The sequence below is a fragment of the Citrobacter sp. RHBSTW-01044 genome, assembly GCF_013781945.1.
GTDB classification, from domain to species: Bacteria; Pseudomonadota; Gammaproteobacteria; order Enterobacterales; family Enterobacteriaceae; genus Citrobacter; species Citrobacter braakii.
Genome location: NZ_CP056180.1, coordinates 2305335 through 2330851, shown reverse-complemented (window position 1 = coordinate 2330851; position 25517 = coordinate 2305335). Strand labels below are relative to the sequence as shown.

Below are 25517 nucleotides of genomic sequence, written 5' to 3'. Positions count from 1 at the left end.
AATTGCAGCGTCCGCTGGCAGAGAGACTCTTCTCTCTGCCATTAGTACACGATTTTCCCACTCTCCTGCCACCCGGTAAATTATCCTTAGTATGTAATCCCCCTAATCCTTCTGCGGCATTATATTGCCCGCATAACGGCTCGGTGTTGTGCCGGTATGCTGATGGAAAAAAGCGATAAAAGCACTGTCACTGACAAATTCCAGATATTGCGCCACCTGGCTGATCTGCCCCCCGTCAGCCAGCATCTCCATGGCTTTTAATAGTCTAAATTGCTGCCGCCAGCTCTGATAATTCATCCCGGTATCCCTGGTAAATATTCGACTGATCGTCCTCTCGCATGCCCCAACCCGTTGGGATAATTGATTTAGTCGTGGTGGCAATTCGCCCATGCGTACTCCTTCAAGCCACACGTTCAGCCGTGGATCTGAGGGAAACTGCAACGTCCAGTTTTCACTGCGGGCGGCCCGCATTTCCTCACAGAAAACGGTGATAAGACTGGCCTGCTGCGCGGCAGGCATTTCCCATGGCCAGAAAGCCATACGTTCTATTACTTCAAAAAAGAGAGGATTAACGTCGACTATCTGCAGCGGTAATTTAGATAACGGCAATGTAGTTGAAAAATACAACGAACGATAAGCCATCACCCCACGCATTATGGCGCGATGTACCGTACCAGCCGGGATCCAGACCGCGCGCCGTGGCGGTAGCAGACACAGGGCATGCTCCAGCTCAATCGTAATGCTTCCCGCAGCCGAAAAAAGTAGCTGATGACGAAGATGGCTATGCCGGCCGGAATCGTGTACGCCCATCTCGGAGGCAATGCCGATTACCGGTTTATCAAAGCTATCCGCATCGAAATCATCATCCGGGGCAATTTCCATTATCTGTCCGATAGTTGATATTTAAAGTCTTAATAATGGTAATGCGACACCTCCCTTTCAGCAATAATGCCCGCCAGTTTTCTGTCTCTCTGGATATTGCTATGAACACTCTTCTCCGCCCGCCGCTGTGGCTTCTTACTTTGCTGATTATGTTTCCGCAACTGGTGGAAACCATTTATAGCCCGGCATTGCCAGGAATCGCCACGTCTTTTCACGTAAGCAGTGAGCGCGCGGCGCAAACACTCTCCGTTTATTTTATTGCCTTCGCCATCGGCGTGGCGATGTGGGGTTGGCTGAGCGACTGCCTCGGTCGACGTTGGGCGATGCTGGCAGGACTTATCTGCTATGGGTCAGGTTGTGCCCTGGCCGTGGTTGCCACTGACTTCAGCGTTTTGCTGCTGGCGCGGATGATCTCAGCCATCGGCGCGGCTGCCGGGTCAGTGGTGGTACAGACCATGCTACGGGACACTTATGAATCAACTGCACTATCCCGCGTCTTTTCCGTGATGGGCGCTGCGCTGGCATTGAGTCCCGTTTTCGGCCTGCTAAGCGGAGGTTGGTTGGTTAGCCTGTATGGTCATACCGGTGTATTTATTGCCCTTGTGCTGCTGGCGCTGCTACTGCTACTACTGACTGCGACCATGCTGCCAGAAACCCGGCCCGAAAATACGCTCAGACCCAGCCTTGCTGCACTGCTCTCCCGCATGATGCGTGACCGCGAGCTGTGGAAAAATACTATGCTGGTTGCGCTGCTGAACACCATGCTGTTTAGCTATTACAGCCTGGCTCCGTTTCTTTTCGGGCAATTGGGATGGAGTTCCAGAGCCTTTGGCTGGACGGGGGGATTACTTGCGTTTGCTTCGCTGTCGGGCAGCCTGCTGAACCGGAGATTATTGACGACGGACCTGACGTCGGAACAGAGGGTACGTTATGCCTGTGCGCTGGCAGCATTGTCAGGCCTCGCCGCGTGGTGGTTACAGCACTCCGCGTGGATTCTGATACCGGTTTTCGGCGCGGTGATTGCCTATGGCATCGCGATCCCTAATGTGCTGAGTCAGGCCCTACGCCACTATCGTGAACAGGCCGGGGCCGCCGGTGCATTGTTCGGATTAAGCTATTACCTGTTGCTGGGAATGATGCTGGGGGTGGCAGGCATGGTGCAACAACTGGGGCTGGTTCTGAGCGTCTGTGCGCTACTCGCCTGGATTTGCAGCTTGCGCCGCGGATAACCGGATGACGATCCTGAAAGCACAAAGCCCTGACATTAATAAGCCGGGGCTTTGTTGTATTAATAGCCTGACCTCGCGGATATTTCCAACTTACCGCCGTCCGATGGCGACGAGGCCAGTGGCGCGAATAATATAGACACACGTTTGCCAGTATTTAGCTATCCGTGCCGCATTTATCGCTCGCGCTTCAGATATTACTCATGCTTGATCATGACATGGCGAACAATCGTGTAATCTTCCAGCCCGTAAACCGACATATCCTTGCCATAACCAGACTGTTTTTGTCCGCCGTGCGGCATCTCGCTGACCAGCGTGAAGTGGGTATTGACCCAGGTGCAACCATACTGCAGGCGAGCACTAAATCGATGCGCGCGCCCCACATCCCGAGTCCAGACGGAGGATGCCAGGCCGTATTTCGAATCGTTAGCCCACGCCAGCACCTGATCTTCATCCTCAAATACGGTGACGCTGACCACCGGACCGAAAACTTCCCGCTGCACGATAGCATCTTCCTGCTTCGCCCCGGCCAGTAGCGTCGGAGCAAAGTAGTAGCCTGCGCCGTCCACTTTTTTACCACCGGTGATGACTTTGATATGCCCCAGTGCTTTGGCTTCATCGACCGCTTTAGTCACGCGATCGAGGTGCGCCTGCGAGCTTACCGGCCCCAGCTCCGTCGATTCGTCATTTGGTGCACCGATTTTCAGGCTGGCAACCGCGGCACCGAGTTTCTCAACCAACGCGTCATAAATGCCTTTCTGGGCATAGATTCGACAAGCGGCGGTACAGTCTTGCCCGGCGTTGTAATACCCAAAGGTTCGCACGCCGCTCACCACTGCATCCAGATCGGCATCATCAAAAATGATGACCGGGGCTTTGCCGCCCAGCTCCATATGTGTGCGCTTAATCGAAGGCGCTGTGTGCTGGATAATGTGTTCACCGGTCGCAATGGAGCCGGTCAGGGAAACCATCCGGACTTTTTCATGACCGGTCAGCGGGTCACCCACCGTTTTGCCACGGCCAAACAGCACGTTGATAACGCCAGGCGGATAAATATCTTTGGCAAATTCAGCCAGTTTAAGAGCGGTTAGCGGGGTGATTTCTGACGGTTTAATCACCACACAGTTACCCGCCGCCAGCGCCGGTGCCAGCTTCCACGCCGCCATCATCAGCGGGTAGTTCCACGGCGCGATAGAGGCCACCACGCCCAGCGGATCCCGACGAATCATCGACGTATGCCCTTCCAGATACTCTCCGGCCGCCTGTCCTTGCAGGGTACGAGCTGCCCCGGCGAAGAAGCGGAAAACGTCGACGATTGCCGGAATTTCATCGTTAAGGACACAGTGCAGCGGCTTACCACAGTTAAGCGATTCCAGCTCAGCGAAGGTTTGCGCGTTATCGGCGATAGCATCCGCCAGTTTCAGCAGCAGTTCGGAACGGACTTTCGGTGTGGTTTGTCCCCAGGTGGCAAATGCGCTGTCTGCTGCACGTACCGCCGCATCAACCTGCCCGGCTGACGCCTCGGCAATCTCCAGAATGCGTTCTCCAGTGGCAGGGTTATAGACTGGCTGCTTTTCACCTTCACCGTTGACCAGCTCGCCATTAATCAGTAATTGATGTTGCATAGCAATTTCCCATATCGTCGTTTATTTACCGTTTCCGGCGAGAGAGTCGCCTTCACGCGTTAGCCACCAGGCCCCTAAAATTGGCAGTGTTGTCACCAGCATTACCAGCAATGCCACAACGTTGGTGACAGGCACATCTCGTGGTCGACCCAGTTGATTGAGCAGCCACAAAGGAAGTGTTCTTTCATGTCCGGCGGTGAACGTTGTCACGATGATTTCATCAAACGACAAAGCAAACGCCAGCATCCCTCCCGCCAGCAGTGCCGATGCCAGGTTTGGCAGCACGACATAACGAAAGGTTTGCCAGCCGTTGGCGCCAAGATCCATAGACGCTTCAACCAGACTCCATGAGGTACGGCGAAAACGCGCCACGACGTTGTTAAACACCACCACCACGCAAAACGTCGCATGGCCGACCACGATGGTGAGAAAACCGGGTTCCAGATTGATAGTTTTAAACGCCGTCAGTAGCGCCAGACCGGTAATAATCCCCGGCAGCGCGATCGGCAACAGCAGCAACAGCGATATTGCGCTTTTACCAAAAAAGTCCCTGCGCCACAGTGCGGCAGCGGCCAGCGTCCCCAGAACGAGAGCAATGGCCGTCGACAATGCAGCGATTTTAAGTGACAACGTCACCGATTCCAGAATATCGCTACGTTGCGCCGCAACGCTAAACCACTTCAGCGTTAACCCCTGCGGTGGAAAACTAAAAGCAGCCTCCTCAGTATTAAAAGCATAGGTGGCGATGATGAGGATGGGAAAGTGCAGGAAAATAACCCCGCCCCATGCCGCCAGTTTGAGTAACCAGGGCGCGCGTTCAGAGTGCATCGAAAGCTCCCAGACGCTTCACGAACGCCAGATACAGTGCGATTAACACAATCGGCACCAGAGTAAATGCCGCCGCCATCGGCATATTGCCGATCGCCCCTTGTTGCGAATACACCATATTGCCGATGAAATAGCCTGGCGGCCCCACCAGTTGCGGCACGATAAAATCGCCCAACGTCAGAGAAAAAGTAAAGATCGACCCTGCCGCGATACCGGGTATCGCCAGTGGCAGGACCACATAGCGGAAAGTCTGATGCGGACGAGCGCCCAAATCAGCGGAGGCCTGTAAGAGCGAAGGCGGAAGTCTCTCCAGCGCGGCCTGTACCGGCAGGATCATAAACGGCAGCCAGATGTAGACGAACACCAGAAAACGCCCTAACCCTGAAGTCGATAACGTATTGCCGCCGACCGCAGGCAGCGTCAGGAACGAAAGCAGCAGCGGCTCCAGTCCCAGATGAGTTAAAAACCACTGCGCCACCCCGTCTTTAGCCAACAGTAACGTCCATGCGTAGGCTTTAACAATGTAGCTGGCCCACATCGGCAACATCACAGCAATGTAAAAAAAGGCTTTCATTTTGCCACTGGTATATCGCGCCATATACCACGCCATCGGAAACGCCAGAATCGCGCTGGCAATGGTGACCGCCACCGCCATCGTCAGGGTACGCAAAATGATGTCGTAGTTGGCGGGATTAAACAGCGCCTGCAAATTCGCCAGCGTCAGGTCGGGCGTGACCGACATGGTGAAATCATCGAAGGTATAAAAACCTTGCCATAACAGCGTCAGTAATGAGCCGAAGTAGACGATCCCAAACCACATCAGCGGTCCGAGGAGCAGCAAAAACAGCCCCAGTCCCGGATTACGCCAGAAGAACCCTGAGATCCGGTTCAGACTTGTCGACTGTGGAGGCGAATGTAAGACATTCATAGCCATTCACCTCTCCTCAACCAGCGGTACCATCACGTCGCGTGACCACGATGCCATCACCTGTTGACCCGGCGACAGCGTTGTCGGCAGCATTTCTCCCGTCAGGTTCGCCTGGCTAACCAGCAATTTTTCACCGCCGACAAGTTTCAGCTCAAAACGTGTCGCCGCGCCCTGGTACTGCACCGCCTGGATAACCCCCCGGGCCTGGACTTCACCACTGGTATCATTCAAGCGAATGTGTTCCGGACGCAGGGAAAACATACCCTGTAGCCCGCAAACGTTCGCTGACATCGTTTCATCAAAAACATTTGACGTCCCGACGAAACTTGCCACAAACGGTGTGCGCGGACGCATGTACAGTTCACGCGGAGAATCCACCTGTTCGATGCGGCCATTATTAAACACCGCCACACGATCTGACATCGAGAGGGCTTCACCCTGATCGTGGGTGACAAAAATGAAGGTGATACCCAGAGATTGCTGTAACTTTTTCAGTTCCAGCTGCATCTGCTCACGCAGCTTAAGATCCAATGCCCCGAGCGGTTCATCCAACAGCAAGACCCGCGGTTCATTGACCAGCGCGCGGGCAATCGCCACGCGTTGCCGCTGACCACCGGAAAGTTGCGATGGTTTGCGTTCATAAACAAAACCGAGCGCAACCTTATCCAGCGCTTCACGTGCTTTTGCGTGACGCTGTTTTTTATCAATACCTTTGACCATCAGCCCGTAGGCGACATTGTCGAGAATCGACATATGCGGGAATAGCGCATAATCCTGAAATACCGTATTGACGTCCCGTTCCCAGGGCGGCAATTCGCTGGCCTGCTTACCAAAAATGGTGATTGCGCCGCCTGACAGTTGCTCAAACCCTGCAATAAGGCGCAGACAAGTGGTCTTGCCGGAGCCGGATGGCCCCAGCATAGAGAAAAACTCACCGTCGTTAATCGCAATACTCACCCCATCAACTGCACGAACATCCCCGTACAGACGCGAGACGTTATGAAACTCCACTGCGTACGTCATAAAACCCCCAGCGGAATTAACGACCGCCCATAATGGCGATGTAATCCTGCGTCCAGCGACTGTAAGGAACGAATTTGCCACCTTCTGCGATCGGCGTTTTCCAGAAGGCAATTTTGTCAAAGTAGCTATAGCCGTTGGTTTCACAGCCCTTTTCACCCAGCAGCGGGCTGGCTTTACAACCTTCAGGCACGACTGGCAGAGAACCAAACCAGGCTGCGACGTCGCCCTGAACTTTCGGGGTTAATGACCAGTTCATCCATTTGTAAGCGCACACCGGGTGTTTGGCTTCGCTGTGCAGCATGGTGGTATCAGCCCATCCGGTAACCCCTTCTTTTGGGAAGACCGTGGCAATAGGCTGGCCTTCTCCTTTCAGGGCGTTCGCCTGATAAGGCCAGGCGCTGGACGCCACCACACCTTCGTTTTTGAAGTCGCTCATTTGTACGGTGGTATCGTGCCAATAGCGATGGATCAGCGCGTGCTGATCGCTCAGAACTTTGATCACCGCCTGATACTGTTGTTCGGTGAGCTGATAGGGATCGGTAATGCCCAGTTGCGGCTGAGTCGCCTTAACGAATAATGCAGCATCGGCAATATAGATCGGGCCATCGTAGGCTTGAACGCGCCCTTTATTGCTTTTTCCGTCCCCAAGTTTTTGCTCAACAAATACCACGTTCCAGCTATCCGGCGGCGTTGGGAAAATTTTGGTGTTGTACATCAGCAGGTTTGGCCCCCACTGGTACGGTGTGCCGTAAACTTTTCCGCCAACGTTAAACCACTCGCCTTTTACCACGCGCGGATCGATGCTTTTCCAGTTAGGGATCAGCGCGGTATTAATCGGCTGAACGCGTTTTCCCATAATCAGACGCAAGGAGGCATCACCGGAAGCGGTAACCAGGTCGTAGCCGCCTTTTGCCATCAGGCTGACCATTTCATCAGAAGTGGCCGCTGTTTTAACATTGACCGCGCAGCCGGTCTCTTTCTCAAACTGCGAGACCCAATCATATTGTTTATCGGTCTGTCCACGTTCGATGTAGCCCGGCCAGGCAATAATATCCAGACGGCCTTCCGGTTTATCTAAGGATGTCGGGGGTTCGGCTGCCTGTGCAGTCATCAGCGTCATACTGAGTGCGCACAGGCTACTGAGGGCAAACTGCTTGCTCATAACGTCTTACTCCTGTCTAAAAAATATTGAGCGGCAGCCTTGCCGTAAATATATGTCCTTTCCTAAAAATAGTCGGGGTGTTGTAAGCGTTCCTGCTGGCGCAAGGAAATTTAATCAGGTTGTGAGCTAACGCTCATTACGCTACTGACGCTGATCGGGAGCTTTAATCTTCTGGAGTATAGACAAGGAGTTAGGTGCAACGGTGGCAATAGTAAGAACTATTGATTTTTTGTATGGTAGCACCCGATATAAATAACATCGGGGTTAGGTATTCTCTATTTCGAAAATAAGAACGCGCTATTCTTTTATATTGAATAGCGCGTTACGTTTTATTTCATCATCTCGCGAATTAATTTTCCCAGCTGTTTCACTGCCTGTTCCTCACGCTCTCCCCAGTGCCATGCGGTATTAAAGCGAAAAAAACGAGTCCAGCTCCCCGAGGTCGAAAACATTTTTCCCGGTGCAATGCTGATATGGTGCGCCAGTGCCTGGGTGCTGAGCACGCCTGCATCAAGCGGTTCAGGCAGTTCCAGCCACAGAAAATAGCCGCTGTCGTTATGGTGAATTTTGACTTCCGCCGGAAGATGGCGCAGCAACGTTTGCCAGGCCTGCTGTTTGCGTTCCGCCAGTTGACGGCGTAAGCGGCGCAGATGCGCGTCATAGCGCCGGGTTGACAGATAATCCACGAGCGCAAGCTGCATGGGGGAACTGGTGGATAACGTGCTCATGAGCTGGAGTCGCTGAATACGTCGAGCATGCTTCCCGGCCGCCACCCAGCCCACGCGAAATCCGGGCACCAGGCACTTCGAGAAAGACGAACAATGCAAAACGCTGTCGGCGCGATCCCAGGCTTTGGCAGGCAGTGGTTTTTCGCGACCAAAGTACAGCTCGCTGTAGACATCATCTTCTATCAGCATTACATGATATTTTTCCAGCAATGCGACCAGGTGCGCCTTTTTCTCTGGGCTGAGCGTAAAGCCCAACGGATTTTGGCTGTTGGTCATCAGCCAGCAGGCTTTTACCGGATACTCCTGCAACGCTTGCTCCAGCGCGGTAAGATCGATCCCCTCTTTCACGTCGGTGGCAATTGAAAGCGCCTTCAGCCGTAATCGCTCCAGGGCCTGCAACGCCCCATAGAAACAGGGATTTTCGACAATCACCCAGTCTCCCGGTTCGGTAACCGCCTGCAGGCTCAGGTTGAGGGCATCCAGCGCACCGGTAGTGATGACAATTTCATCAGGTGAAATGGTCATCCCCTGTTGAGCATAGCGGCGGGCAATGGCATGGCGCAGCTCATCATTTCCCGGCGGCAGGTTTTCTATCACGCTCATGGCGGTCGCGGTTTTACTGACCTGCGCCAGCGAGCGGTTCAACTGCTGGAGGGGAAACAGACGCGGATCGGGGAATGCAGAGGCAAATGGCATCACTGACGCATCCCGGCTGGCCTGCAGCATATCAAAAATATAGGTGTTGATATCCACCGCTTCATCGCGCATCACCTGCGCCTGCGGCGCTGCCAGCCCACGTTCAGGGCGCGCGGCAACATAGTAACCCGACTGCGGCCGGGCGATAATCCGGCCCTGACTTTCCAGCAACTGATATGCATGTCCGACGGTCATAAAACTCATGCCGCTGCTGACCACCTGCTCGCGCAAGGATGGCAAGCGATCGCCGGGCTGCCATACGCCAGACGCGATTTGATCGCGAATTTGCTCAGCCAGTCGCTGGTATTTTTTCATTTTTCGTCCTGATAATCGGTGTCGGTGACACGCACTGTATATATCAGTTTACATAATCAGGGCATTTTTTATAACTGTTATAGTTAACAGTTTTACAACATTGTTACTGACAGCTCCTTGCCTAAGGCGCGTGCAGCTATTTGCACAGCATCAATTTTTGTCGCGTGCTTTAAATCGAACAAACGGGTAATTTCCTGCTTAGGCCTGCCGATCCTGTTTGCCAGCTCCTGCTGGGTGATTTTTGATTCAAGAAAGGCATTTAACAAAAGAACCTTCGACGCAATGCTCAGGGGGATTTCCACATAGTCACCTTCAGTGCCAACCGCCGAAGGTAAAGGAATCGGTTCGTTATCGTCGAAATAGAATTCAAAAGCGGTCACCAATGCAGACTGCGCAGCCTGCAAAGCCCCATGACGGGTTTCGCCCTGGGTTAATGCTTCAGGAATATCCGGGAAAGAAACCACGAATCCACCTTCCACGGCGGGGATTAGATTAACGGGATAACGCATGATTTTTTCAAAATCTCTCATATAATTAACCTCATATTGATGATGACTGTAAACCAAGCTGCTTCAGGATCGATTTTCGCAAGGCTTCTTTTATTTCATCACCAGGATGCCTGGGCATAACGCTACGCCTTCCCTGGTACCTCAACTTCAGATGATTTGAGCCGTTTGTAACAGCCACTCCCTGAGATTCAAGCCAGCGTCTGAACTCACTTTGCTTCACTGCGCCTCCCTGTCGTCTATTATATGCGCAAAGTAAACATTTATGATTACCTTTTCATTACCTCGCTAGTGATAGCGTAAAATCACTCGCGTGGGGAGGACGCGATTCAATAACAGGAATCCAGGTTCCAGATTTCATATCAGCCAGGCCAACCTATAACAGCACGACAACTGTTATGGTTAAAAAGAACTGTTCTGTTTCTGCCTTCCATTGCTTCGCAGCCTTAGAATTGCGCTAAATCAATTTTGCCTGCGGAGCTAAGCATGTTCGGTCTTGACGCGTTTCACCTGGCGAGGATCCAGTTCGCGTTTACGGTATCCTTTCACATCATCTTTCCGGCGATTACCATTGGCCTCGCCAGTTATCTGGCGGTGCTCGAAGGGTTATGGTTAAAAACGAAAAATCCGACCTGGCGCTCGCTATACCATTTCTGGTCGAAAATATTCGCCGTAAACTTTGGTATGGGCGTGGTTTCCGGGCTGGTGATGGCTTATCAGTTCGGCACGAACTGGAGTGGTTTTTCTGAGTTCGCCGGTAGCATCACCGGGCCGCTGCTGACCTATGAAGTATTAACCGCCTTCTTCCTCGAAGCGGGCTTCCTTGGGGTAATGCTGTTTGGCTGGAATCGGGTTGGCCCAGGACTTCACTTCTTCGCGACCTGTATGGTTGCGCTGGGTACTATTATTTCTACCTTCTGGATCCTCGCCTCCAACAGCTGGATGCAAACGCCACAGGGCTATGAAATTGTTAACGGGCAAGTTGTTCCCGTCGACTGGTTCGCCGTGATTTTCAATCCGTCATTCCCTTATCGTTTGCTGCATATGTCCGTTGCCGCCTTCCTGAGCAGCGCGCTGTTTGTCGCGGCATCAGCCGCATGGCATTTATTGCGCGGTAATAGCACGCCAGCAATTCGCGCTATGTTTTCAATGGCGCTGTGGATGACGTTAATCGTCGCTCCGCTGCAGGCCTTAATTGGCGATATGCACGGGTTGAATACGCTGAAGCACCAGCCTGCAAAAATTGCGGCGATTGAAGGACACTGGGAAAATCCGCCCGGTGAACCGACCCCGCTGCTGTTGTTCGGCTGGCCGGATATGGAGCAGGAGCGCACCCGCTATGGGCTGGAAATCCCGGCGCTGGGCAGCCTGATCCTGACTCATAGTCTGGATAAACAGGTCCCGGCGTTAAAAGAATTTCCGAAGGAAGACAGGCCCAATTCCACCATCGTGTTCTGGTCGTTTCGCATTATGGCAGGGTTAGGCATGCTGATGATCCTGCTGGGCGCGTTTGCCCTGTGGCTGCGTTATAAGGAGCGGCTATACACCTCACGTCCTTTCCTGCGTTTTGCATTGTGGATGGGGCCCTCCGGTCTGATTGCCATCCTTGCTGGCTGGGTGACCACCGAAGTTGGCCGTCAGCCGTGGGTGGTTTACGGTTTGCAACGTACGGCGGATGCGGTTTCCGCACATGGTGATTTACATATGAGCATCAGCCTACTGTCTTTCTTTGTGGTGTATAGCTCGGTGTTTGGCGTGGGTTACAGCTACATGATCCGCCTGATCCGTAAAGGACCACAGGAAGATGAGCCGACCATTCCACCAACAGGCACGCCGGCGCGGCCGCTTTCTGCTGTCGTTCTCGATTCTCAACCGGAGGCACACCGCTAATGGGTATCGATTTATCAGTTATCTGGTTTGTAATTATCGTGTTCGCCACGCTGATGTATATCGTGATGGACGGTTTTGATCTCGGGATCGGTATTTTATTCCCTGCGATTTCGGATGCGGATGACCGCGATGTGATGGTCAACAGCGTCGCCCCGGTATGGGACGGTAATGAAACCTGGCTGGTGTTGGGTGGCGCCGGATTATTCGGCGCTTTTCCCCTGGCCTATGCGGTGATTGTCGATGCGCTGACGATCCCATTGACCCTGATGCTCATCGGCCTGATATTTCGCGGCGTCGCGTTTGAGTTTCGCTTCAAAGCCACGCCGGCGCATCGACCATTCTGGGACAAAGCTTTTCTCGGCGGTTCAATCCTCGCGACATTCACTCAGGGTATTGTGGTCGGTGCCGTACTCAACGGGTTTTCCGTCACCGGACGCAGCTACAGCGGCGGTCCTTTCGACTGGCTGACCCCCTTTACCCTGTTCTGCGGCGTGGGCCTGGTTGTAGCCTACGCCCTGTTGGGGGCAACATGGCTGGTGATGAAAAGCGAAAATCCGTTGCAGGATAAAATGCGCTGCGTGGCAAGAAAACTGCTGCTGGCGATGCTGGTTGTCATTGCCATTATCAGCCTGTGGACGCCGCTGGCGCACAGCGCCATTGCCGAGCGTTGGTTTAGCCTGCCCAATCTGTGGTTCCTGATGCCGGTTCCGCTCCTGGTTGCGCTGATTAGCCTCTGGCTGTGGCGCTCGCTGGGTCAGCAAAACAGCCATACGCTGCCTTTTGTATTGACGCTGGGGCTGATTTTTCTCGGGTTCAGCGGGCTGGGGATCAGTATCTGGCCCCACATCATTCCACCGTCCATTACGCTGTGGCAGGCGGCAGCTCCGGCGCAGAGTCAGGGCTTTATGTTGGTTGGCGCGCTGCTGATTATCCCGATAATCCTGGTGTACACCTTCTGGAGCTACTACGTTTTCCGCGGCAAAGTTCAACATGGTGAGGGGTATCATTGATGCAACAAACAATCTGGAAACGCCTGATGTGGCTGGTGATCCTCTGGGGCGGCAGCGTGCTGGCCCTGGCCGCCGTTGGTATGTTCTTTCGTATCCTGATGACGGCCGCCGGATTTAAATCCTGATTCTCTCCCTGATAATAACCGGGCAGCGCTGCACTGCCCGGTTGTGACAAATCCCAACGTTATCTAAACAAAAATGTAAAAAACATCGAAATGACAAAACAGAGATTGTCATTAACCCGATTAAAATATTGAATAGTCACCTGGCGAAATTATCGTCAATTCCGCAGCTAACGTACCAGAGGGTGCATGATGTTTAAGAAAGGGTTAACGGTGTTATTGCTGGCCAGCGCGCTTTTTTCCGGTCAGCTTCTCGTTACTAATCAGGGACATGAATATCTTCAGGTGCAGGATGCCGATCACTTATTACGACACACGGCCGACAGCGATGAACTACGAATGACGGCGGAAGAATCCGCCGCCGATCTTCGCGAACACCATTACTGGCAAAAATCACGCAAACCCGATACACATCAGAGCTAACCGTTAGCTTTTACGCTTTGGCAACGTTTTCAGCAGTTCTTCAGGGCTGACGGAAGCCACCACGCTGCCCGGCAACGGCATCTTCAGAATGTGATGTTTCATCTTGCCGATCACGTGCATTTCGCACGGTCGGCAATCAAATTTCAGCGTCAGGACCTCATCGCCGTTAACCAGCTGCATCGGCGTGGCTTTCCAGCTTTTGATATTTCCTTTCGCCTGTTTCGGACACAGGTTAAACGCAAAACGCAGGCAATGTTTGGTGATCATCACCGGCACATCGCCCTTTTCTTCATGCGCCTCATAGGCGGCATCAATCAACTGCACGCCATAACGGTGATAAAACTCTCGCGCTTTATGGTTGTAGACGTTAGCCAGAAAGCTCAGATGCGTTTGCGGGTAAACCGGCGCCGGCTGGGCAACCGGTTTACGGCGACCGCGCTGATAGTTTTGCAAACGAGCTGCATCCAGCATGTCGACCGCTTCACGTCGCAGCTGATTCAGTTGACCGTTCGGCACGAACAATGCTCCCGGCAGATTCACCTGAATATTACGGGCGTAATACAGCGTTTGTCCCAGCTTTGCCAGGCCATCCTTTAGGTTGCTCAACGCTTTTTCTGCATTGTTCGCTTCCTCAAACTGGCCGTCCAGCGTATGGGTGATACTCACCCCCTCCTCACTGGTGAGCGTCAGGATCAACTGTTCCTGCCAGCCGCCCAGCTCAATATCGACCGCGACGCGGCGTTCGCTGGAGGTTTTGGTCAACGCTTGCTGCCAGTTATGATCGAGATTGCGGTTCAGCGGATGGTTGGCGCGCACTTTGTGCAGATCGGCGGGCATTTCATTCGGCCACACCCGATAACGATTGTGCCCCGTTTTTTCAACGGTGTTGGCGCGAAATCCGACGACCTCACGCTTGATTAACACGTTCAGACCATCCCCGTTGGCCAGCGGTTCTGTTACCTCAACATCGAGATGATCTTTTGCCACCTTCAGGACTTCGCCAACCGGCAGACCGATGAACTTTGGTGAGTCGAATGCGCCGATATCCCCTTTACGGGCATTCACAAAATAATCGGTGCTGCCGCGATGGAAGGTCTTTTCCGTGGATGGAGTAAAGAAATGTTCGGTACGCCCGGCTGAAGAACGGGCAAGATCGCCGCGCTCTTCAATAATGGCGTCCAGCATCTGACGATAATGCGCGGTAATATTCTTCACATAGCTCATGTCTTTATAGCGCCCTTCAATTTTGAAGGAGCGCACGCCTGCGTCAATCAACGCGCCGAGGTTGGCGGTCTGATCGTTATCTTTCATCGACAGCAGATGTTTTTCATAGGACACCACGCGCCCCTGATCGTCTTTCAGGGTATACGGCAGGCGACAAGCCTGAGAACAGTCACCGCGGTTAGCGCTACGTCCGGTTTGCGCATGTGAAATATAACACTGGCCTGAATAGGCGACGCACAGCGCACCGTGAATGAAAAATTCAATAGTTGCATCCGTAGCCTGATGAATGGCGTGTATCTGCTCAAGGCTCAGTTCGCGCGCGAGGACAATTTGGGTGAATCCGACGTCAGAAAGAAACTTCGCCTTCTCGACGCTGCGAATATCACATTGGGTGCTGGCGTGCAGCTCAATGGGAGGAATATCCAGCTCCAGAATCCCCATATCCTGCACAATCAGGGCATCAACGCCGGTCTGATACAGATCGGTAATTAATCGCTGTGCGGGCTCCAGCTCATCATCATGCAAGATTGTATTCAGCGTCACAAAGATTTTCGCCCCGTAACGATGCGCAAACGGCACCAGTTCGGCGATATCTTTCAGGCTGTTACTGGCGTTATGACGCGCGCCAAAACCCGGTCCGCCAATGTAAACGGCGTCAGCGCCGTGCAAAATGGCTTCACGTGCAATGGCGGTATCCCGGGCCGGGCTTAACAATTCAAGGTGATGAGGCTGCTGGCGCATACAGTTGTTACCATCCACAAGTGGTAAAAATGGCGGCTATTGTAGTCACAAGCGCGGATTTTCGGAATAGTTTTCCCGACTAACCGCGCGGGTAATGGATCAGGGAATGAAAGTGAACCGTTTGTTCGCTACTGTTACGGTAGCTATGCGCCCTGTCTCCCGCAAAACGCACCCCCTCGCCGGATTTCATGGTGCGCCACTGCCCCTCAATACACATATCCAGCAGCCCATTTATCACCACCACGTGCTCTATAACGCCGGTTTCATGCGGAGTCGATTCACTGAGTGCGCCGGGTGCCAGCTGTATCGAAAAATGATCGAAGCACAGCTGTGGGTCCCACGGAAACAATGGCGTGACGACCATCGCCTGCTGCTGGGGATCGAATGTTGGCGCGCCGTCTGACTCTGGCGGTGAAATAAACGTCGAGAACGGCACGTTCAGTCCGGTGGCAATTTTCCACAATGTCGCCACCGTTGGGCTGGATTCGTTGCGCTCAATCTGCCCCAACATGGCTTTTGACACGCCGGTTTCCTCCGCCAAACGTGACAGGCTCCATTCCCGCTGGTGACGTAGCGTGCGGAGCGTTGTGGCCAGATAGTGGGTTAAGTTTTCCATTTTTCGCCTTCCTGACTCTCCTTTCTCAAGGCTACAGCTTAGCACTTGTACGCTATAACGCACAGTGCTACATTGATTGACCGTTATAACGCACACGGAGTGACTATGCGCGCATTTTCTATCCCACTGCCCACCGTATTATCGGGTTTTGTGGCTGTCCTGGTCGGTTACGCCAGCTCGGCTGCCATTATCTGGCAAGCGGCCCTGGCCGCAGGTGCGACCACCGATCAAATCGCGGGCTGGATGACCGCGCTGGGGATTGCAATGGGCGTCAGTACGCTGGCGCTGACGTTATGGTATCGCGCTCCTGTGCTCACGGCCTGGTCAACACCTGGCGCCGCGCTGCTGGTTACGGGTCTGCACGGGGTATCGATTCAGGATGCTATCGGCGTTTTTATCGTAGCTAACGCGTTGATTGTGCTGTGCGGCATAACCGGATTGTTTGCCCGTCTGATGAAAATAATCCCCCACTCACTGGCATCAGCCATGCTGGCCGGGATCCTACTGCGCTTTGGTCTGCAGGCCTTTAATAGCCTCAACAGTGAGCTTATTTTGTGCGGTAGTATGCTGGTGGCATGGCTGGTATTTAAAGTCACAGCCCCACGGTACGCGACGATCGCCGCGATGCTGGCGGGTGTCGCTATCGCGCTAATAAAAGGTGACATTGTCACAAGTGGAGTGGCTTTGTCGCCGGTCATGCCTGCGTTTATTACCCCACACTTTTCATTTGCCCACAGTATCAGCATTGCGCTACCGCTGTTTCTGGTTACCATGGCTTCGCAAAATGCCCCAGGTATTGCCACTATGAATGCGTCGGGCTATTCATTACCCGTTTCACCGCTCATTATCTTTACCGGCCTGCTGGCGCTGATGTTTTCGCCGTTTGGCGTCTACTCCATCTGCATTGCCGCCATAACCGCCGCAATTTGCCAAAGTCCCGAAGCGCATCCTGATGCCAAACGACGCTGGCTCGCCGCCGCCGCGGCTGGCGTCTTCTATCTTCTGGCAGGGGTGTTTGGCGGTTCAGTCACAGGACTAATGGCGGCACTACCCGTAAGCTGGATCCAGATGCTGGCCGGTCTGGCCTTGCTCGGGACAATTAGCGGTAGTTTGTATCAGGCGTTGCATAATGAAGCGGAACGCGATGCAGCCATCGTTACGTTTTTGGTCACGGCCAGCGGCCTGACGTTATTGGGGGTTGGATCTGCATTCTGGGGGCTGGTCGTAGGCGGTATCTGCTACGCCGTGTTGACGTTATTTCGCCGCACGTAGCTGCGTTGGCGTTTTACCGGTTACCTGTTTAAACCGGTTACTAAAATGGCTTGCCGAACTGAATCCGCAGGTCATCGCAATATCTGACAAACTGCGTGAAGTGTAACAGACCAGATGCTGCGCCAGCGCCATACGACGTTGCATCACGTACTGATGCGGTGCCATATTCATCGACTGGCGAAACATTCTGGCAAAATGGAATTCGCTAAGCGCCGCCTCGCTAGCCAGATCGTTCAGGGTGATTGGGTACGCCAGATGCGCGTCAATATAGGCCAGCACGTTACGTAAGGTGACGGGCGCGAGTCCCCCGGTGACGGTGGGCAGTCGCCATTGAACGTTGCTGTAATGCTGGATCAGATGCGTTAACAGTAGCGAAGATGCCGCGCTGAGCGTGAGATGATTGGCCGGTTGCTGCCAGTCGTTATCAAGCAGAAACTGACGGTAAACCGCCGTGATCCCCGGGTCACTGCCAAACGTGTGCTCGTCCAGCGTGAAGCTATAGGGGCTTTTATCCCAGACTTTTTCACCCACTTCGCGCAGATGTTCGTCGGTACAATAGAGATGAACAAAGGAGAGAGCGTCGCGGATATCCCAACTTGACTCGCTCTCTTTCGGCATCAGGCAAAAACGGTCCGGTCCGCCGCCATTCTTCCAGCCCCCCGCCGTTTTGTGGTAACTCTCGTAGCCATCCGCGATATATAAACTGAGCGTATGGTGATCGCAATACTGGGTGATGGTATCGCGCTTGTTTGACCAGGCCGCCAGTTGGATCCCTGAATGTAACGCAACCGATTCATGCAGCACGGCATTATGTTTGCGTAAGTTTTCAAAGGCATCGTAGGGCTGAGGCATACCATCACATTCAAAATAAGTTAGCAGGCTTTCAGTCTATAACAGCCACATATTGTTAACAGCTTCCTTTTCGCTTTTACGCTAAAAAAGCGCAAGATTTTGCAAGTCCGCCGCAAACCGATGAAAGCCTCCTGCCGCCAGATATGACACAGTGTGAACCTGAATCCAAAAAAGAGAGAGTTGTATGAACGCACTGTTGTACTGCCTGGTGGTGGTAATTTGGGGAACGACATGGATTGCGATTTATTTGCAGCAGGGCCCGGTTTCTGCGCCGGTTTCTATCTTTTGGCGCTTCGCCGTTGCCAGTTCGCTGATGATAGTGATCCTGCTGGTTAGCGGTAAATTACGCAAACTGTCTGGTCGCGATCATCTGTTTTGTCTGTTACAGGGTGGATGCGTTTTTTGCTTCAACTTCTGGTGTTTTTATACGGCTGCGGCCTGGATTAATACCGGCCTGGAGTCGGTAATTTTCTCAATGGCCGTCCTGTTCAATGCGGTCAATAGCTTCATCTTTTTTGGGCAAAAACCACCGCTGCGTTTCTATATCGCAGCCGGTCTCGGACTGACGGGCATTGTGACTCTGTTCTGGCAGGATTTGCTCAACAGCGGATTCAATCATTCCTTGCTGCTGGGTATCGGCTTAAGCGCCCTTGGAACCTTCGGTTTCTCATTGGGTAATATGATCAGCATGCGTCACCAGAAAAAAGGGCTGGAAGTGTTAACGACCAACAGTTGGGCCATGCTGTACGGCACGCTGTTGATCGCTGCCATTGCGCTGATGCGCGGGGACAATTTTACGCCACAGTGGACATTCAGCTATCTCAGCGCGCTGTTATATCTGGCTATTTTTGGCTCAGTGATTGCTTTCGGCGCTTATTTCACACTGGTAGGTCGCATTGGTCCCAGTAGGGCGGCATACAGTACCCTGCTTTTCCCGCTGGTTGCGCTAACGCTGTCAACATTGTATGAAGGATACGTCTGGCAAGTTAACGCTATTGCCGGATTGGTATTGATTTTACTGGGGAATATGGTGATGTTTGCCCGACCAGAAGTGCTGATGGGTAAACTATTCTATCGACGCCGGGTGGCATAAAAAAAACGCACCATCCTGAGATGGTGCGTTGATTATTATTGTGGTTTTTTGTTCACGTCAAACATGGTGGCATCCGTCGCCATGTCATCAATAACTTTCTTCAACGTTTCGAACGCCATCGGCGTATTTTCGTTGCTCAGATCTTTACCTTCACCCTTACGTACAACTTTAATTACCGGTTTATTGGTCGCAGCATCAATCAACTCACCCTCGAAATAGAGGTTGGTATCCATGGTACGGTGACCCGTTGCCATTTGTGTTCCCGCAACGAGTAGCGCAACCGGGATCACTTCATAGAACTGCAGTCCTTCTTTGCTCGTTGCAACACCGGTAATCGCTCCGCGGAAAATCAGGCTACGTGGCCCAGGGGTAGTAACCAGGGGCTTACGCTTGCTGATGGCGGATTTCAACTGGGTATTGGTGTAGGTCAGCAGTTGATCAAGAACCTGCTGCCCTACCTGCGTGGTAGGTTTAGGAACCGGATAATACGTTACCGGGTTATATACAATGTTGTCATATTTGGATTCGTTGTAGCTCGGATCAACCCAACGGAGTACGGTTTGTCCCGATGCTGATTGTGTTTCCTTCAAATCAGAGTAATTTTTTAAAAACCCAGAATATTTATCCGGCGCGGTCACTTTTGACGCACAGCCGGATAATGCCAACAAGCCAGTAAGCACTGCAACTTTAAATAAAGTTTGAGTACGCATGAAACGATCCCTTTAGTTTTCGCAATGATGCTTAAAAAGCATAGCAAAACCGTTTCATTTTGGATGTACTAAAAATGGTAAACACCGCACAATTCTCTCTCTACGCCCGGCACAAAAAATGCTGAGCGCAGAAAGAGTTAACCCAGGCGGGAGGTTCAGGCAGTTTTGCGTGCCAGCATTGTGGCAAAGCGCAGTTTAATTCGATTACCGTTTTCATCCGTACGATGAAGTTCACCCACGTCTTCGTTATATTTCAGCAGATCCCATCCGCTGTAATAATTGCGCAATTCTCCGGTTTTAAACGCGAACGGGAAACCCACGGTACACGGAAAATCATCGGTATCCATCGCCGCGACGATTAAGTTATATCCGCCCGGTTTAGTGCAACGCTGCATATTTTCAATAAGGCCAGGGATAGTTTTGGCTTCAAGGAACATCAGCACAACGGTAGAAAGAATAAAATCATATTCGCCGTCAAAGCGTAATGCGTTGAGATCCGCGACATTCGCGTGCAGATTGGTCAGCCCTTCCGCCGCTTTGATACGCTCAAGGTTAGCGATGCTCATGGGATTTTTATCCCATGCTGTCACGTCATAACCGTTTGCCGCAAGGTACAGGCTGTTACGACCGTTACCGCAGCCCAGGTCTAACGTTTTACCTGGCTTAACAATTTTTGCCGCTTCAACAACATCGGAATGCGTACGAGTTAAATCGTATTTCTCAGTAAAGTAGTTTTCGTCGCAAAGGGTCATTATTTATCCTCAGATTTCAGTAATGCAGCACGCTCCGTGCGGATGAGCAGTTTCCCCTGCATCAGCAATGCAAACGTACGTACCAGTAATAATGCAATGATAAAATTGGTAAAAATAAACAGTGGGATCGACAGCGTATGAAAAAATCCTGACTCGCTACCGTGGCCCAGATGCAACCCTGTTGTTGCCAGAGCCGACACGCCAAACGAGAAGCTCCAGAAAGACGCATTAAATGGCTGTGACAAATACCACGGCATGAGCCGTAGCATGAACAGCAGTTGCAGCAGACCATAGCCGAACAACATTTTGGCTAACGTATCGCCCTCGCCGCCGTTAACGCTAAGCCAGGCGCTGCAGGCGACCAGCGCAGGCGCCAGTTGAATGCCAAGTGAAGTACGTAACACCGCAGGCAACTCACCGCAGCTACGTAAACGTTGCAGAATCACCGGCTCCAGACTGAGCCAGGAAAAAACCCCGGCGCCTAAAAACACCAATCCTGCGTCGTTGAAACCCAGTGCGCCACAGGCCATTGCACTGATAAAGTTATTGGCGACGGTCGGCAGATACAGACCCGGCGTGGTGGCTTCCTCTGGATGCGAACCACGCCACAACCCTGCCGTTTGCCAGGCGGCGTAGGCCAGCTGTATCACCACGCCAATGCTGAACAACCCAATCGCCAGCGGTCGATACCACGGGACAAAACCAATCGCGACCAGCATCGTTGTGGCCGGAAACAGACTGACAAAGCTGCTCATCACCGGGTGACGAATTTCCGCCAATACGCTATGCGGAAAACGCAGTAAACGGCTCAGAAAAGCCAGCGTCAGCAGCCCCCAAATGACCATTGCGAGGATCACTAAACCGTCGCCAATAAAGTGACTCACTGGCCACACCTGACTGGCATAACGCCACGCAAACCCCATCCCAATGATGCCCAGTACCATGCCAAAATAACCGGCCGGAAGATTGAGGACCCGCTCACTCTGTTTGTTCTTACTCATTTTGTTTATTTTTTAAAGTATATTTGAAATGCATTTTATGGAATTTCCGCTGATTTAGCCAGTGCGGAAAACTTTGCTACGTTTAACTAAGGTGCGCAACATGGAAATGAGCTATGACCAAATATCGTCTCAGCGATGAGTCTCGATCCTTTAGTTACCAGGATAATGGCAATAAAAAAGGCGTATTACTACGCCAAATCATTGCGCTCACTGATTTTAATGATGTCCAGGCCGGCACGCCCGGTGGCTGGATCGACAATGAAAGCGTGCTGTCACAAAGCGGTGATTGCTGGATTTACGATGAAAACGCGCTCGCATTTTCCGGCGCGACGATTACAGGAAACGCCCGCATTACTCAGGCAAGCGTGGTCAGAGATGGCGCGCAAATTAGCGATGACGTGTGGATTGACCGGGCTGAAATCAGTCATAACGCGCAAATACGTGACAACGTCACCATTCAGGATTCTGTGGTTCGCGGCGAGTGCCTTCTCTTTGGTGATGCGCGCGTGATGTGTGACTCTGAAATCATCGCCGCCAGGGGGCTAACCCGTGAAAACGACCAGCTCCTGCAAATTTATGATCGGGCTTTTGTCAGCCACTCACGAGTGGTGCATCAGGCGCAGATCTATGGCGATGCGAAAATCAACTATGCCTTTATTGAACATCGGGCGGAAGTTTTTGATTTCGCACAGGTGGAAGGTAATGAAGAGAACAATGTCTGGATTTGCGATTGCGCCAAAGTCTATGGATATGCGCGCGTCATCGCCGGGAGCGAAGAAGATGCCATACCTACCCTACGCTACAGCTCGCAGGTGGCGGAGCACGCGGTAGTTGAAGGTAACTGCGTGCTGAAACACCACGTGTTGGTCGGCGGTCATGCGCAATTACGCGGTGGACCGCTCCAGTTAGATGACCACATCCTGATTGAAGGCCACGTCTGCGTGCTGGGCGAAGTGCTGATCGAGCATCACATTGAGATAACCGGTCAGGCGCATATCCAGGCGTTTGATGGCGATACCATTCACCTACGCGGACCGAAAGTGATTAACGGTGAACAGCGCATTACGCGCACGCCTATCGCAGGTTTATTCTGAAGAGCCATCAATGATGCGGGCGTAGAGATTCACATCATAGTAATCACCATTAAGGAATTCCGCCTGTTGCATACATCCTTCCAGTTGGAAGCCATTACGTAGCGCCACCTGGTTACTCTCAACGTTTTCTACGCGACATTTAATCACGAAGCGGCGAATCTCCTGACGCTGCGCATAATGATGAATTAAGGCCTGTAGCGCCTGGGACATGATGCCTTTACCCTGATGCTCCTCATCCAGCCAGTAGCCGATATAAGCCGCTTTGTTCAGCGGTTCTACCTGGTTAAACGAGATAACCCCGACCACATTTTCTTGCGCAAAAATCAGGAACATTTTGGCGTAACCGCGCTGGTGCAACATCATATTGCCCTGCACATTCTTGCGGGTGTCCTCCTCAGAGGCAACAAACTGCGGCCAGTTCAGCGACTGCTGGAGCCAGCTTTTATTTTTAAGCACCAACTGATGCAGAGGCGTGACGTATTGCTCTTCTACGGCACGCAGTTCCAGCGTGTCATTGATGGTAATCACTTCTGACATTTTCATTCCGTTATGATGGTTAAGCAGGCCACCCTGCTCAATCAAATAAAAACAGGAAGGGCTCCCTTTTGGAAGCCCTTTTACACAGCAAGTGCCGTTTTACTTAGCTCTCACTGACACTCTCTTTTTGCAATATTTTGAGCAGATCTTCCTTCAGGTGGAGTTTCTGTTTCTTAAGGCGAACAATGTCCAAACTATACCCCCGACCATCCGAACCTTCCAGTCTGGAGATCTCATGATCAAGGCTGTTGTGTTTTTCGAATAAGGACAGAAAGCGAGGGTTCTCGGATTTCAGTCGGGAAATAAGGTCTCTGTATTCTGGAAACATACTTTCTCCCTGTTAGTGGAAAAGGACGTGTATAAGAAATACACACCTCCAGAGTACCCACTTGACTTATAGAAAAATGCGAACGGGATCGAGTAAATAGTGTACAGAATGGTTGTGAAGAGGATTACAGATACGGCTCCCCATTCGGAGAGCCGTAAAGGGAGTGATTAACGCATCTCGCGGTCGTCAACGTACTGACGTTTATCCGGCGCTGGCGGGAAGTACTGATACAGCCAAGTTTCACTGATGGCGTCGCCCTGACAACGCAGGAACATACGCATATCTACCGGATCGGTTGAGTCAGAGGTCGGATACCAGTCAAACTGAATGCGATAACCGTCGATAGGTTCCACGTAAAGGATCTCAATCTGTTTCGCTTCACCGCTGGAGAGCGTAATCACCGGTTCAATACCCTTCGGCGCGGCGGCTTTTAGATCGCCACCGACGAAATCAACAGCAAAACGTCGCGCCCATTTTTCCGGGTAGTGCTCGCCCGGCGCCCATCCTTCCGGGAAGCCGCCCATGCCTGTTCGGGTCGCCATCACGCGAGCCAGCGGTGAACGCACCGGCGGCTGAGCACTCCAGTACAGGCGATATTTGAATTCCAGATCATCGCCCGCTTTGATCGACCTTTCAGGCTGCCAGAAGCAGACGACGTTATCCAGCGTTTCGCCGGTCGTCGGGATCTCCATCAGGCCGATAGTCCCCTTGCCCCACTGGTTACGCGGTTCGACCCACAGGCTCGGACGCTTGTTGTACCAGCCCATGATATCCTGGTAATGGGAAAAGTCGCGATCGAGCTGCAGCAAGCCAAACCCTTTCGGGTTGTTATCGGTATAGGCGTTGAACTGCAGTTTTTGCGGGTTATTCAGCGGGCGGCAGATCCACTCGCCATTGCCCCGCCACATCGCCAGACGGTCGGAATCATGAATTTGCGGGTGAATGGTGTCACACATCCGACGTTCGTTGTTGCCGCAGCTAAACATGCTGGTCATCGGTGCAATACCGAGCTGCTTGATGTCTTTGCGCGCATAGATGTGGTTTTGTACATCCATGATCACCTGCGTTTTCTCGCAGTGGATCACGAACTTAAATGCGCCGGTTACGCTGGGGCTGTCGAGAAGCGCATACACGGTAAAGGAGGTTGCGCCCGGTTTGACCGTTTCAAACCAGAAAGAGGTGAAATCAGGAAACTCTTCTTTGCTGTCGGTGTAGGTATCTACCGCCAGACCGCGGGCCGATAAACCGTACTGATAGGTGTCATCCACGGCGCGGAAATAGCTGGCGCCCAGGAAAGAAACGATATCGCGACGGGCTAATTCTGGCGCTTTAAACACGCGGAACCCGGCGAACCCGAGGTCAGTCTGCCCTTCCAGCTGTTTGGTATCCACACCCGCATCATTGTATTTAAACAGTTCCGGACGGAAGTGGATTTCGCGCGCCATATGCGTGCTGCCATCAACCGAGAACATGCGTACGCGGCGACGGAAGCCCATTCCCACGTGGAAGAACTGCGCATCAAGCTGACGATTTTCAACATTGTTCCACAGAGACTGCTCTGCGTCATATTGAATGCTGTTGTAGGCCTGAGGCGTCAGTTTGGCCAGCGTGTCAGGTAACGCGCGCGGTGCGCCGCCCCAGGGCTTCTGTGCTAAGTCATGGGCCATCGATTGCAGAACGGAAAAATCAAAACGTACGGTTTTTCCGTCTGCAATGTCAGACTCTGCCGCAAAGGCGGCGCTGGAAAAGAGTGATGCAATACCACTGGTTCCGCACACGGCGGCCATTGCCATTGAACCTTTAATAAATCGTCTGCGATTCATGCCTGAAAGTAAGTCCTTCTGGTCGTGTAAATGGTCCCGCGCCGGCCATAATCAGCGGCAAGAGAGTGCACATTTCTGACCGCTCACTCTAGACAAAATTCATTAATAAT

Annotated in this window: 26 protein-coding genes; 8 read left to right on the top strand and 18 right to left on the bottom strand. The window is 52.5% G+C overall.

The genetic code is table 11. The features are described 5' to 3' along the window. Window positions 1-102 precede the first annotated feature (102 nt). Window positions 103-882 (bottom strand): helix-turn-helix transcriptional regulator, encoded by a 780-nt coding sequence (locus HV352_RS11260; protein ID WP_046275598.1) that lies wholly within the window; start codon window positions 880-882, stop codon window positions 103-105. 101 nt (window positions 883-983) lie between these two features. Here HV352_RS11260 and HV352_RS11255 point away from each other — a divergent pair, with 101 nt between their 5' ends. Further along, window positions 984-2111, top strand: coding sequence for a multidrug effflux MFS transporter (locus tag HV352_RS11255; RefSeq protein WP_181635430.1), 1128 nt, complete (start codon window positions 984-986; stop codon window positions 2109-2111). Window positions 2112-2305: 194 nt separating this feature from the next. On the opposite strand, the gene patD is transcribed toward HV352_RS11255, so the two are convergent. The 8 genes from patD to HV352_RS11215 all read right to left on the bottom strand — a co-directional run bounded on the left by patD (window position 2306) and on the right by HV352_RS11215 (window position 10142). Next, the gene (patD, locus tag HV352_RS11250) at window positions 2306-3733 is read right to left on the bottom strand and encodes an aminobutyraldehyde dehydrogenase (protein WP_016156580.1); all 1428 of its coding nucleotides are present in this window, start codon (window positions 3731-3733) and stop codon (window positions 2306-2308) included. A gap of 21 nt (window positions 3734-3754) precedes the next feature. Then, entirely contained in the window at window positions 3755-4561 is an 807-nt protein-coding gene (locus tag HV352_RS11245) for an ABC transporter permease (RefSeq protein WP_016156581.1), read from the bottom strand. Beyond that, window positions 4551-5495 carry an ABC transporter permease gene (locus HV352_RS11240; protein ID WP_016153152.1) on the bottom strand — a complete coding sequence of 315 codons (945 nt, stop codon included), beginning with the start codon at window positions 5493-5495 and terminating at the stop codon, window positions 4551-4553. The genes HV352_RS11245 and HV352_RS11240 overlap by 11 nt, the downstream gene beginning before the upstream one ends. Next, the gene (locus HV352_RS11235) at window positions 5496-6512 is read right to left on the bottom strand and encodes an ABC transporter ATP-binding protein (RefSeq protein ID WP_016156582.1); all 1017 of its coding nucleotides are present in this window, start codon (window positions 6510-6512) and stop codon (window positions 5496-5498) included. Window positions 6513-6528: 16 nt separating this feature from the next. Beyond that, on the bottom strand, window positions 6529-7674 hold the full coding sequence (gene ydcS, locus HV352_RS11230; protein WP_016153154.1) for a putative ABC transporter substrate-binding protein YdcS: 1146 nt from the start codon (window positions 7672-7674) through the stop codon (window positions 6529-6531). A 329-nt stretch (window positions 7675-8003) separates the two neighbouring features. Continuing rightward, window positions 8004-9413, bottom strand: a complete 1410-nt coding sequence (locus HV352_RS11225; protein WP_181635429.1) for a PLP-dependent aminotransferase family protein — start codon at window positions 9411-9413, stop codon at window positions 8004-8006. Between the two features lie 92 nt (window positions 9414-9505). Next, complete coding sequence (locus HV352_RS11220) at window positions 9506-9922, bottom strand: type II toxin-antitoxin system HicB family antitoxin (RefSeq protein ID WP_131382557.1); 417 nt, start codon at window positions 9920-9922, stop codon at window positions 9506-9508. Window positions 9923-9953: 31 nt separating this feature from the next. Continuing rightward, window positions 9954-10142, bottom strand: a complete 189-nt coding sequence (locus tag HV352_RS11215; protein ID WP_049259794.1) for a type II toxin-antitoxin system HicA family toxin — start codon at window positions 10140-10142, stop codon at window positions 9954-9956. Window positions 10143-10405: 263 nt separating this feature from the next. Between HV352_RS11215 and HV352_RS11210 the strand changes: the two genes are divergently transcribed. From HV352_RS11210 to HV352_RS11195, 4 genes are all read left to right on the top strand, one after another. Continuing rightward, window positions 10406-11809, top strand: a complete 1404-nt coding sequence (locus HV352_RS11210) for a cytochrome ubiquinol oxidase subunit I (RefSeq protein WP_016153156.1) — start codon at window positions 10406-10408, stop codon at window positions 11807-11809. After that, the gene (gene cydB, locus HV352_RS11205) at window positions 11809-12819 is read left to right on the top strand and encodes a cytochrome d ubiquinol oxidase subunit II (protein WP_016153157.1); all 1011 of its coding nucleotides are present in this window, start codon (window positions 11809-11811) and stop codon (window positions 12817-12819) included. Before HV352_RS11210 ends, cydB begins: the two co-directional genes overlap by 1 nt. After that, complete coding sequence (locus tag HV352_RS11200; RefSeq protein ID WP_104651600.1) at window positions 12819-12944, top strand: DUF2474 domain-containing protein; 126 nt, start codon at window positions 12819-12821, stop codon at window positions 12942-12944. The genes cydB and HV352_RS11200 overlap by 1 nt, the downstream gene beginning before the upstream one ends. A 189-nt stretch (window positions 12945-13133) precedes the next feature. Beyond that, window positions 13134-13364 (top strand): DUF2554 family protein, encoded by a 231-nt coding sequence (locus HV352_RS11195; protein ID WP_019076831.1) that lies wholly within the window; start codon window positions 13134-13136, stop codon window positions 13362-13364. Window positions 13365-13367: 3 nt separating this feature from the next. Here HV352_RS11195 and rlhA read toward each other — a convergent pair whose 3' ends face one another. After that, the gene (gene rlhA / locus HV352_RS11190) at window positions 13368-15329 is read right to left on the bottom strand and encodes a 23S rRNA 5-hydroxycytidine C2501 synthase (protein WP_181635428.1); all 1962 of its coding nucleotides are present in this window, start codon (window positions 15327-15329) and stop codon (window positions 13368-13370) included. 79 nt (window positions 15330-15408) lie between these two features. Next, on the bottom strand, window positions 15409-15945 hold the full coding sequence (locus HV352_RS11185; protein WP_016153160.1) for an XRE family transcriptional regulator: 537 nt from the start codon (window positions 15943-15945) through the stop codon (window positions 15409-15411). A 105-nt stretch (window positions 15946-16050) separates the two neighbouring features. On the opposite strand from HV352_RS11185, the gene HV352_RS11180 reads away from it, so the two are divergent. Continuing rightward, complete coding sequence (locus HV352_RS11180) at window positions 16051-17217, top strand: benzoate/H(+) symporter BenE family transporter (RefSeq protein WP_181635427.1); 1167 nt, start codon at window positions 16051-16053, stop codon at window positions 17215-17217. On the opposite strand, the gene HV352_RS11175 is transcribed toward HV352_RS11180, so the two are convergent. Then, window positions 17200-18069 carry a helix-turn-helix domain-containing protein gene (locus HV352_RS11175; protein ID WP_016153162.1) on the bottom strand — a complete coding sequence of 290 codons (870 nt, stop codon included), beginning with the start codon at window positions 18067-18069 and terminating at the stop codon, window positions 17200-17202. The two genes, HV352_RS11180 and HV352_RS11175, sit on opposite strands and share 18 nt — an antisense overlap. A gap of 184 nt (window positions 18070-18253) precedes the next feature. Here HV352_RS11175 and HV352_RS11170 point away from each other — a divergent pair, with 184 nt between their 5' ends. Next, window positions 18254-19162: a DMT family transporter gene (locus tag HV352_RS11170; RefSeq protein WP_016153163.1), complete on the top strand. Its 909-nt coding sequence runs from the start codon at window positions 18254-18256 to the stop codon at window positions 19160-19162. A 35-nt stretch (window positions 19163-19197) separates the two neighbouring features. On the opposite strand, the gene HV352_RS11165 is transcribed toward HV352_RS11170, so the two are convergent. The 3 genes from HV352_RS11165 to tehA form a co-directional block, all read right to left on the bottom strand. Continuing rightward, window positions 19198-19872 carry a DUF3313 domain-containing protein gene (locus HV352_RS11165; RefSeq protein ID WP_019076834.1) on the bottom strand — a complete coding sequence of 225 codons (675 nt, stop codon included), beginning with the start codon at window positions 19870-19872 and terminating at the stop codon, window positions 19198-19200. Window positions 19873-20027: 155 nt separating this feature from the next. Beyond that, on the bottom strand, window positions 20028-20624 hold the full coding sequence (gene tehB / locus HV352_RS11160; RefSeq protein ID WP_016156592.1) for a tellurite resistance methyltransferase TehB: 597 nt from the start codon (window positions 20622-20624) through the stop codon (window positions 20028-20030). Then, entirely contained in the window at window positions 20624-21625 is a 1002-nt protein-coding gene (tehA, locus tag HV352_RS11155; protein ID WP_104651598.1) for a dicarboxylate transporter/tellurite-resistance protein TehA, read from the bottom strand. The genes tehB and tehA overlap by 1 nt, the downstream gene beginning before the upstream one ends. Window positions 21626-21738: 113 nt before the next feature. On the opposite strand from tehA, the gene ydcK reads away from it, so the two are divergent. Continuing rightward, the gene (gene ydcK, locus HV352_RS11150; protein ID WP_131350837.1) at window positions 21739-22719 is read left to right on the top strand and encodes a YdcK family protein; all 981 of its coding nucleotides are present in this window, start codon (window positions 21739-21741) and stop codon (window positions 22717-22719) included. Here ydcK and rimL read toward each other — a convergent pair. From rimL to HV352_RS11135, 3 genes are all read right to left on the bottom strand, one after another. After that, entirely contained in the window at window positions 22711-23256 is a 546-nt protein-coding gene (gene rimL, locus HV352_RS11145) for a 50S ribosomal protein L7/L12-serine acetyltransferase (RefSeq protein WP_181635426.1), read from the bottom strand. The two genes, ydcK and rimL, sit on opposite strands and share 9 nt — an antisense overlap. A 103-nt stretch (window positions 23257-23359) precedes the next feature. Further along, window positions 23360-23584 (bottom strand): YdcH family protein, encoded by a 225-nt coding sequence (locus tag HV352_RS11140; RefSeq protein ID WP_003833168.1) that lies wholly within the window; start codon window positions 23582-23584, stop codon window positions 23360-23362. Between the two features lie 167 nt (window positions 23585-23751). Then, a complete protein-coding gene (locus tag HV352_RS11135) occupies window positions 23752-25407 on the bottom strand; it encodes a glucan biosynthesis protein (protein WP_029139548.1) in 1656 nt (551 codons plus the stop codon). Window positions 25408-25517: the final 110 nt, after the last annotated feature.

Coding starts and splice junctions, on each gene's coding strand:
- HV352_RS11260 (WP_046275598.1), bottom strand. CDS start 882: ATGGAAATTGCCCCGGATGATGATTTCGATGCGGATAGCTTTGATAAA.
- HV352_RS11255 (WP_181635430.1), top strand. CDS start 984: ATGAACACTCTTCTCCGCCCGCCGCTGTGGCTTCTTACTTTGCTGATT.
- patD (WP_016156580.1), bottom strand. CDS start 3,733: ATGCAACATCAATTACTGATTAATGGCGAGCTGGTCAACGGTGAAGGT.
- HV352_RS11245 (WP_016156581.1), bottom strand. CDS start 4,561: ATGCACTCTGAACGCGCGCCCTGGTTACTCAAACTGGCGGCATGGGGC.
- HV352_RS11240 (WP_016153152.1), bottom strand. CDS start 5,495: ATGGCTATGAATGTCTTACATTCGCCTCCACAGTCGACAAGTCTGAAC.
- HV352_RS11235 (WP_016156582.1), bottom strand. CDS start 6,512: ATGACGTACGCAGTGGAGTTTCATAACGTCTCGCGTCTGTACGGGGAT.
- ydcS (WP_016153154.1), bottom strand. CDS start 7,674: ATGAGCAAGCAGTTTGCCCTCAGTAGCCTGTGCGCACTCAGTATGACG.
- HV352_RS11225 (WP_181635429.1), bottom strand. CDS start 9,413: ATGAAAAAATACCAGCGACTGGCTGAGCAAATTCGCGATCAAATCGCG.
- HV352_RS11220 (WP_131382557.1), bottom strand. CDS start 9,922: ATGCGTTATCCCGTTAATCTAATCCCCGCCGTGGAAGGTGGATTCGTG.
- HV352_RS11210 (WP_016153156.1), top strand. CDS start 10,406: ATGTTCGGTCTTGACGCGTTTCACCTGGCGAGGATCCAGTTCGCGTTT.
- cydB (WP_016153157.1), top strand. CDS start 11,809: ATGGGTATCGATTTATCAGTTATCTGGTTTGTAATTATCGTGTTCGCC.
- HV352_RS11200 (WP_104651600.1), top strand. CDS start 12,819: ATGCAACAAACAATCTGGAAACGCCTGATGTGGCTGGTGATCCTCTGG.
- HV352_RS11195 (WP_019076831.1), top strand. CDS start 13,134: ATGTTTAAGAAAGGGTTAACGGTGTTATTGCTGGCCAGCGCGCTTTTT.
- rlhA (WP_181635428.1), bottom strand. CDS start 15,329: ATGCGCCAGCAGCCTCATCACCTTGAATTGTTAAGCCCGGCCCGGGAT.
- HV352_RS11185 (WP_016153160.1), bottom strand. CDS start 15,945: ATGGAAAACTTAACCCACTATCTGGCCACAACGCTCCGCACGCTACGT.
- HV352_RS11180 (WP_181635427.1), top strand. CDS start 16,051: ATGCGCGCATTTTCTATCCCACTGCCCACCGTATTATCGGGTTTTGTG.
- HV352_RS11175 (WP_016153162.1), bottom strand. CDS start 18,069: ATGCCTCAGCCCTACGATGCCTTTGAAAACTTACGCAAACATAATGCC.
- HV352_RS11170 (WP_016153163.1), top strand. CDS start 18,254: ATGAACGCACTGTTGTACTGCCTGGTGGTGGTAATTTGGGGAACGACA.
- HV352_RS11165 (WP_019076834.1), bottom strand. CDS start 19,872: ATGCGTACTCAAACTTTATTTAAAGTTGCAGTGCTTACTGGCTTGTTG.
- tehB (WP_016156592.1), bottom strand. CDS start 20,624: ATGACCCTTTGCGACGAAAACTACTTTACTGAGAAATACGATTTAACT.
- tehA (WP_104651598.1), bottom strand. CDS start 21,625: ATGAGTAAGAACAAACAGAGTGAGCGGGTCCTCAATCTTCCGGCCGGT.
- ydcK (WP_131350837.1), top strand. CDS start 21,739: ATGACCAAATATCGTCTCAGCGATGAGTCTCGATCCTTTAGTTACCAG.
- rimL (WP_181635426.1), bottom strand. CDS start 23,256: ATGTCAGAAGTGATTACCATCAATGACACGCTGGAACTGCGTGCCGTA.
- HV352_RS11140 (WP_003833168.1), bottom strand. CDS start 23,584: ATGTTTCCAGAATACAGAGACCTTATTTCCCGACTGAAATCCGAGAAC.
- HV352_RS11135 (WP_029139548.1), bottom strand. CDS start 25,407: ATGAATCGCAGACGATTTATTAAAGGTTCAATGGCAATGGCCGCCGTG.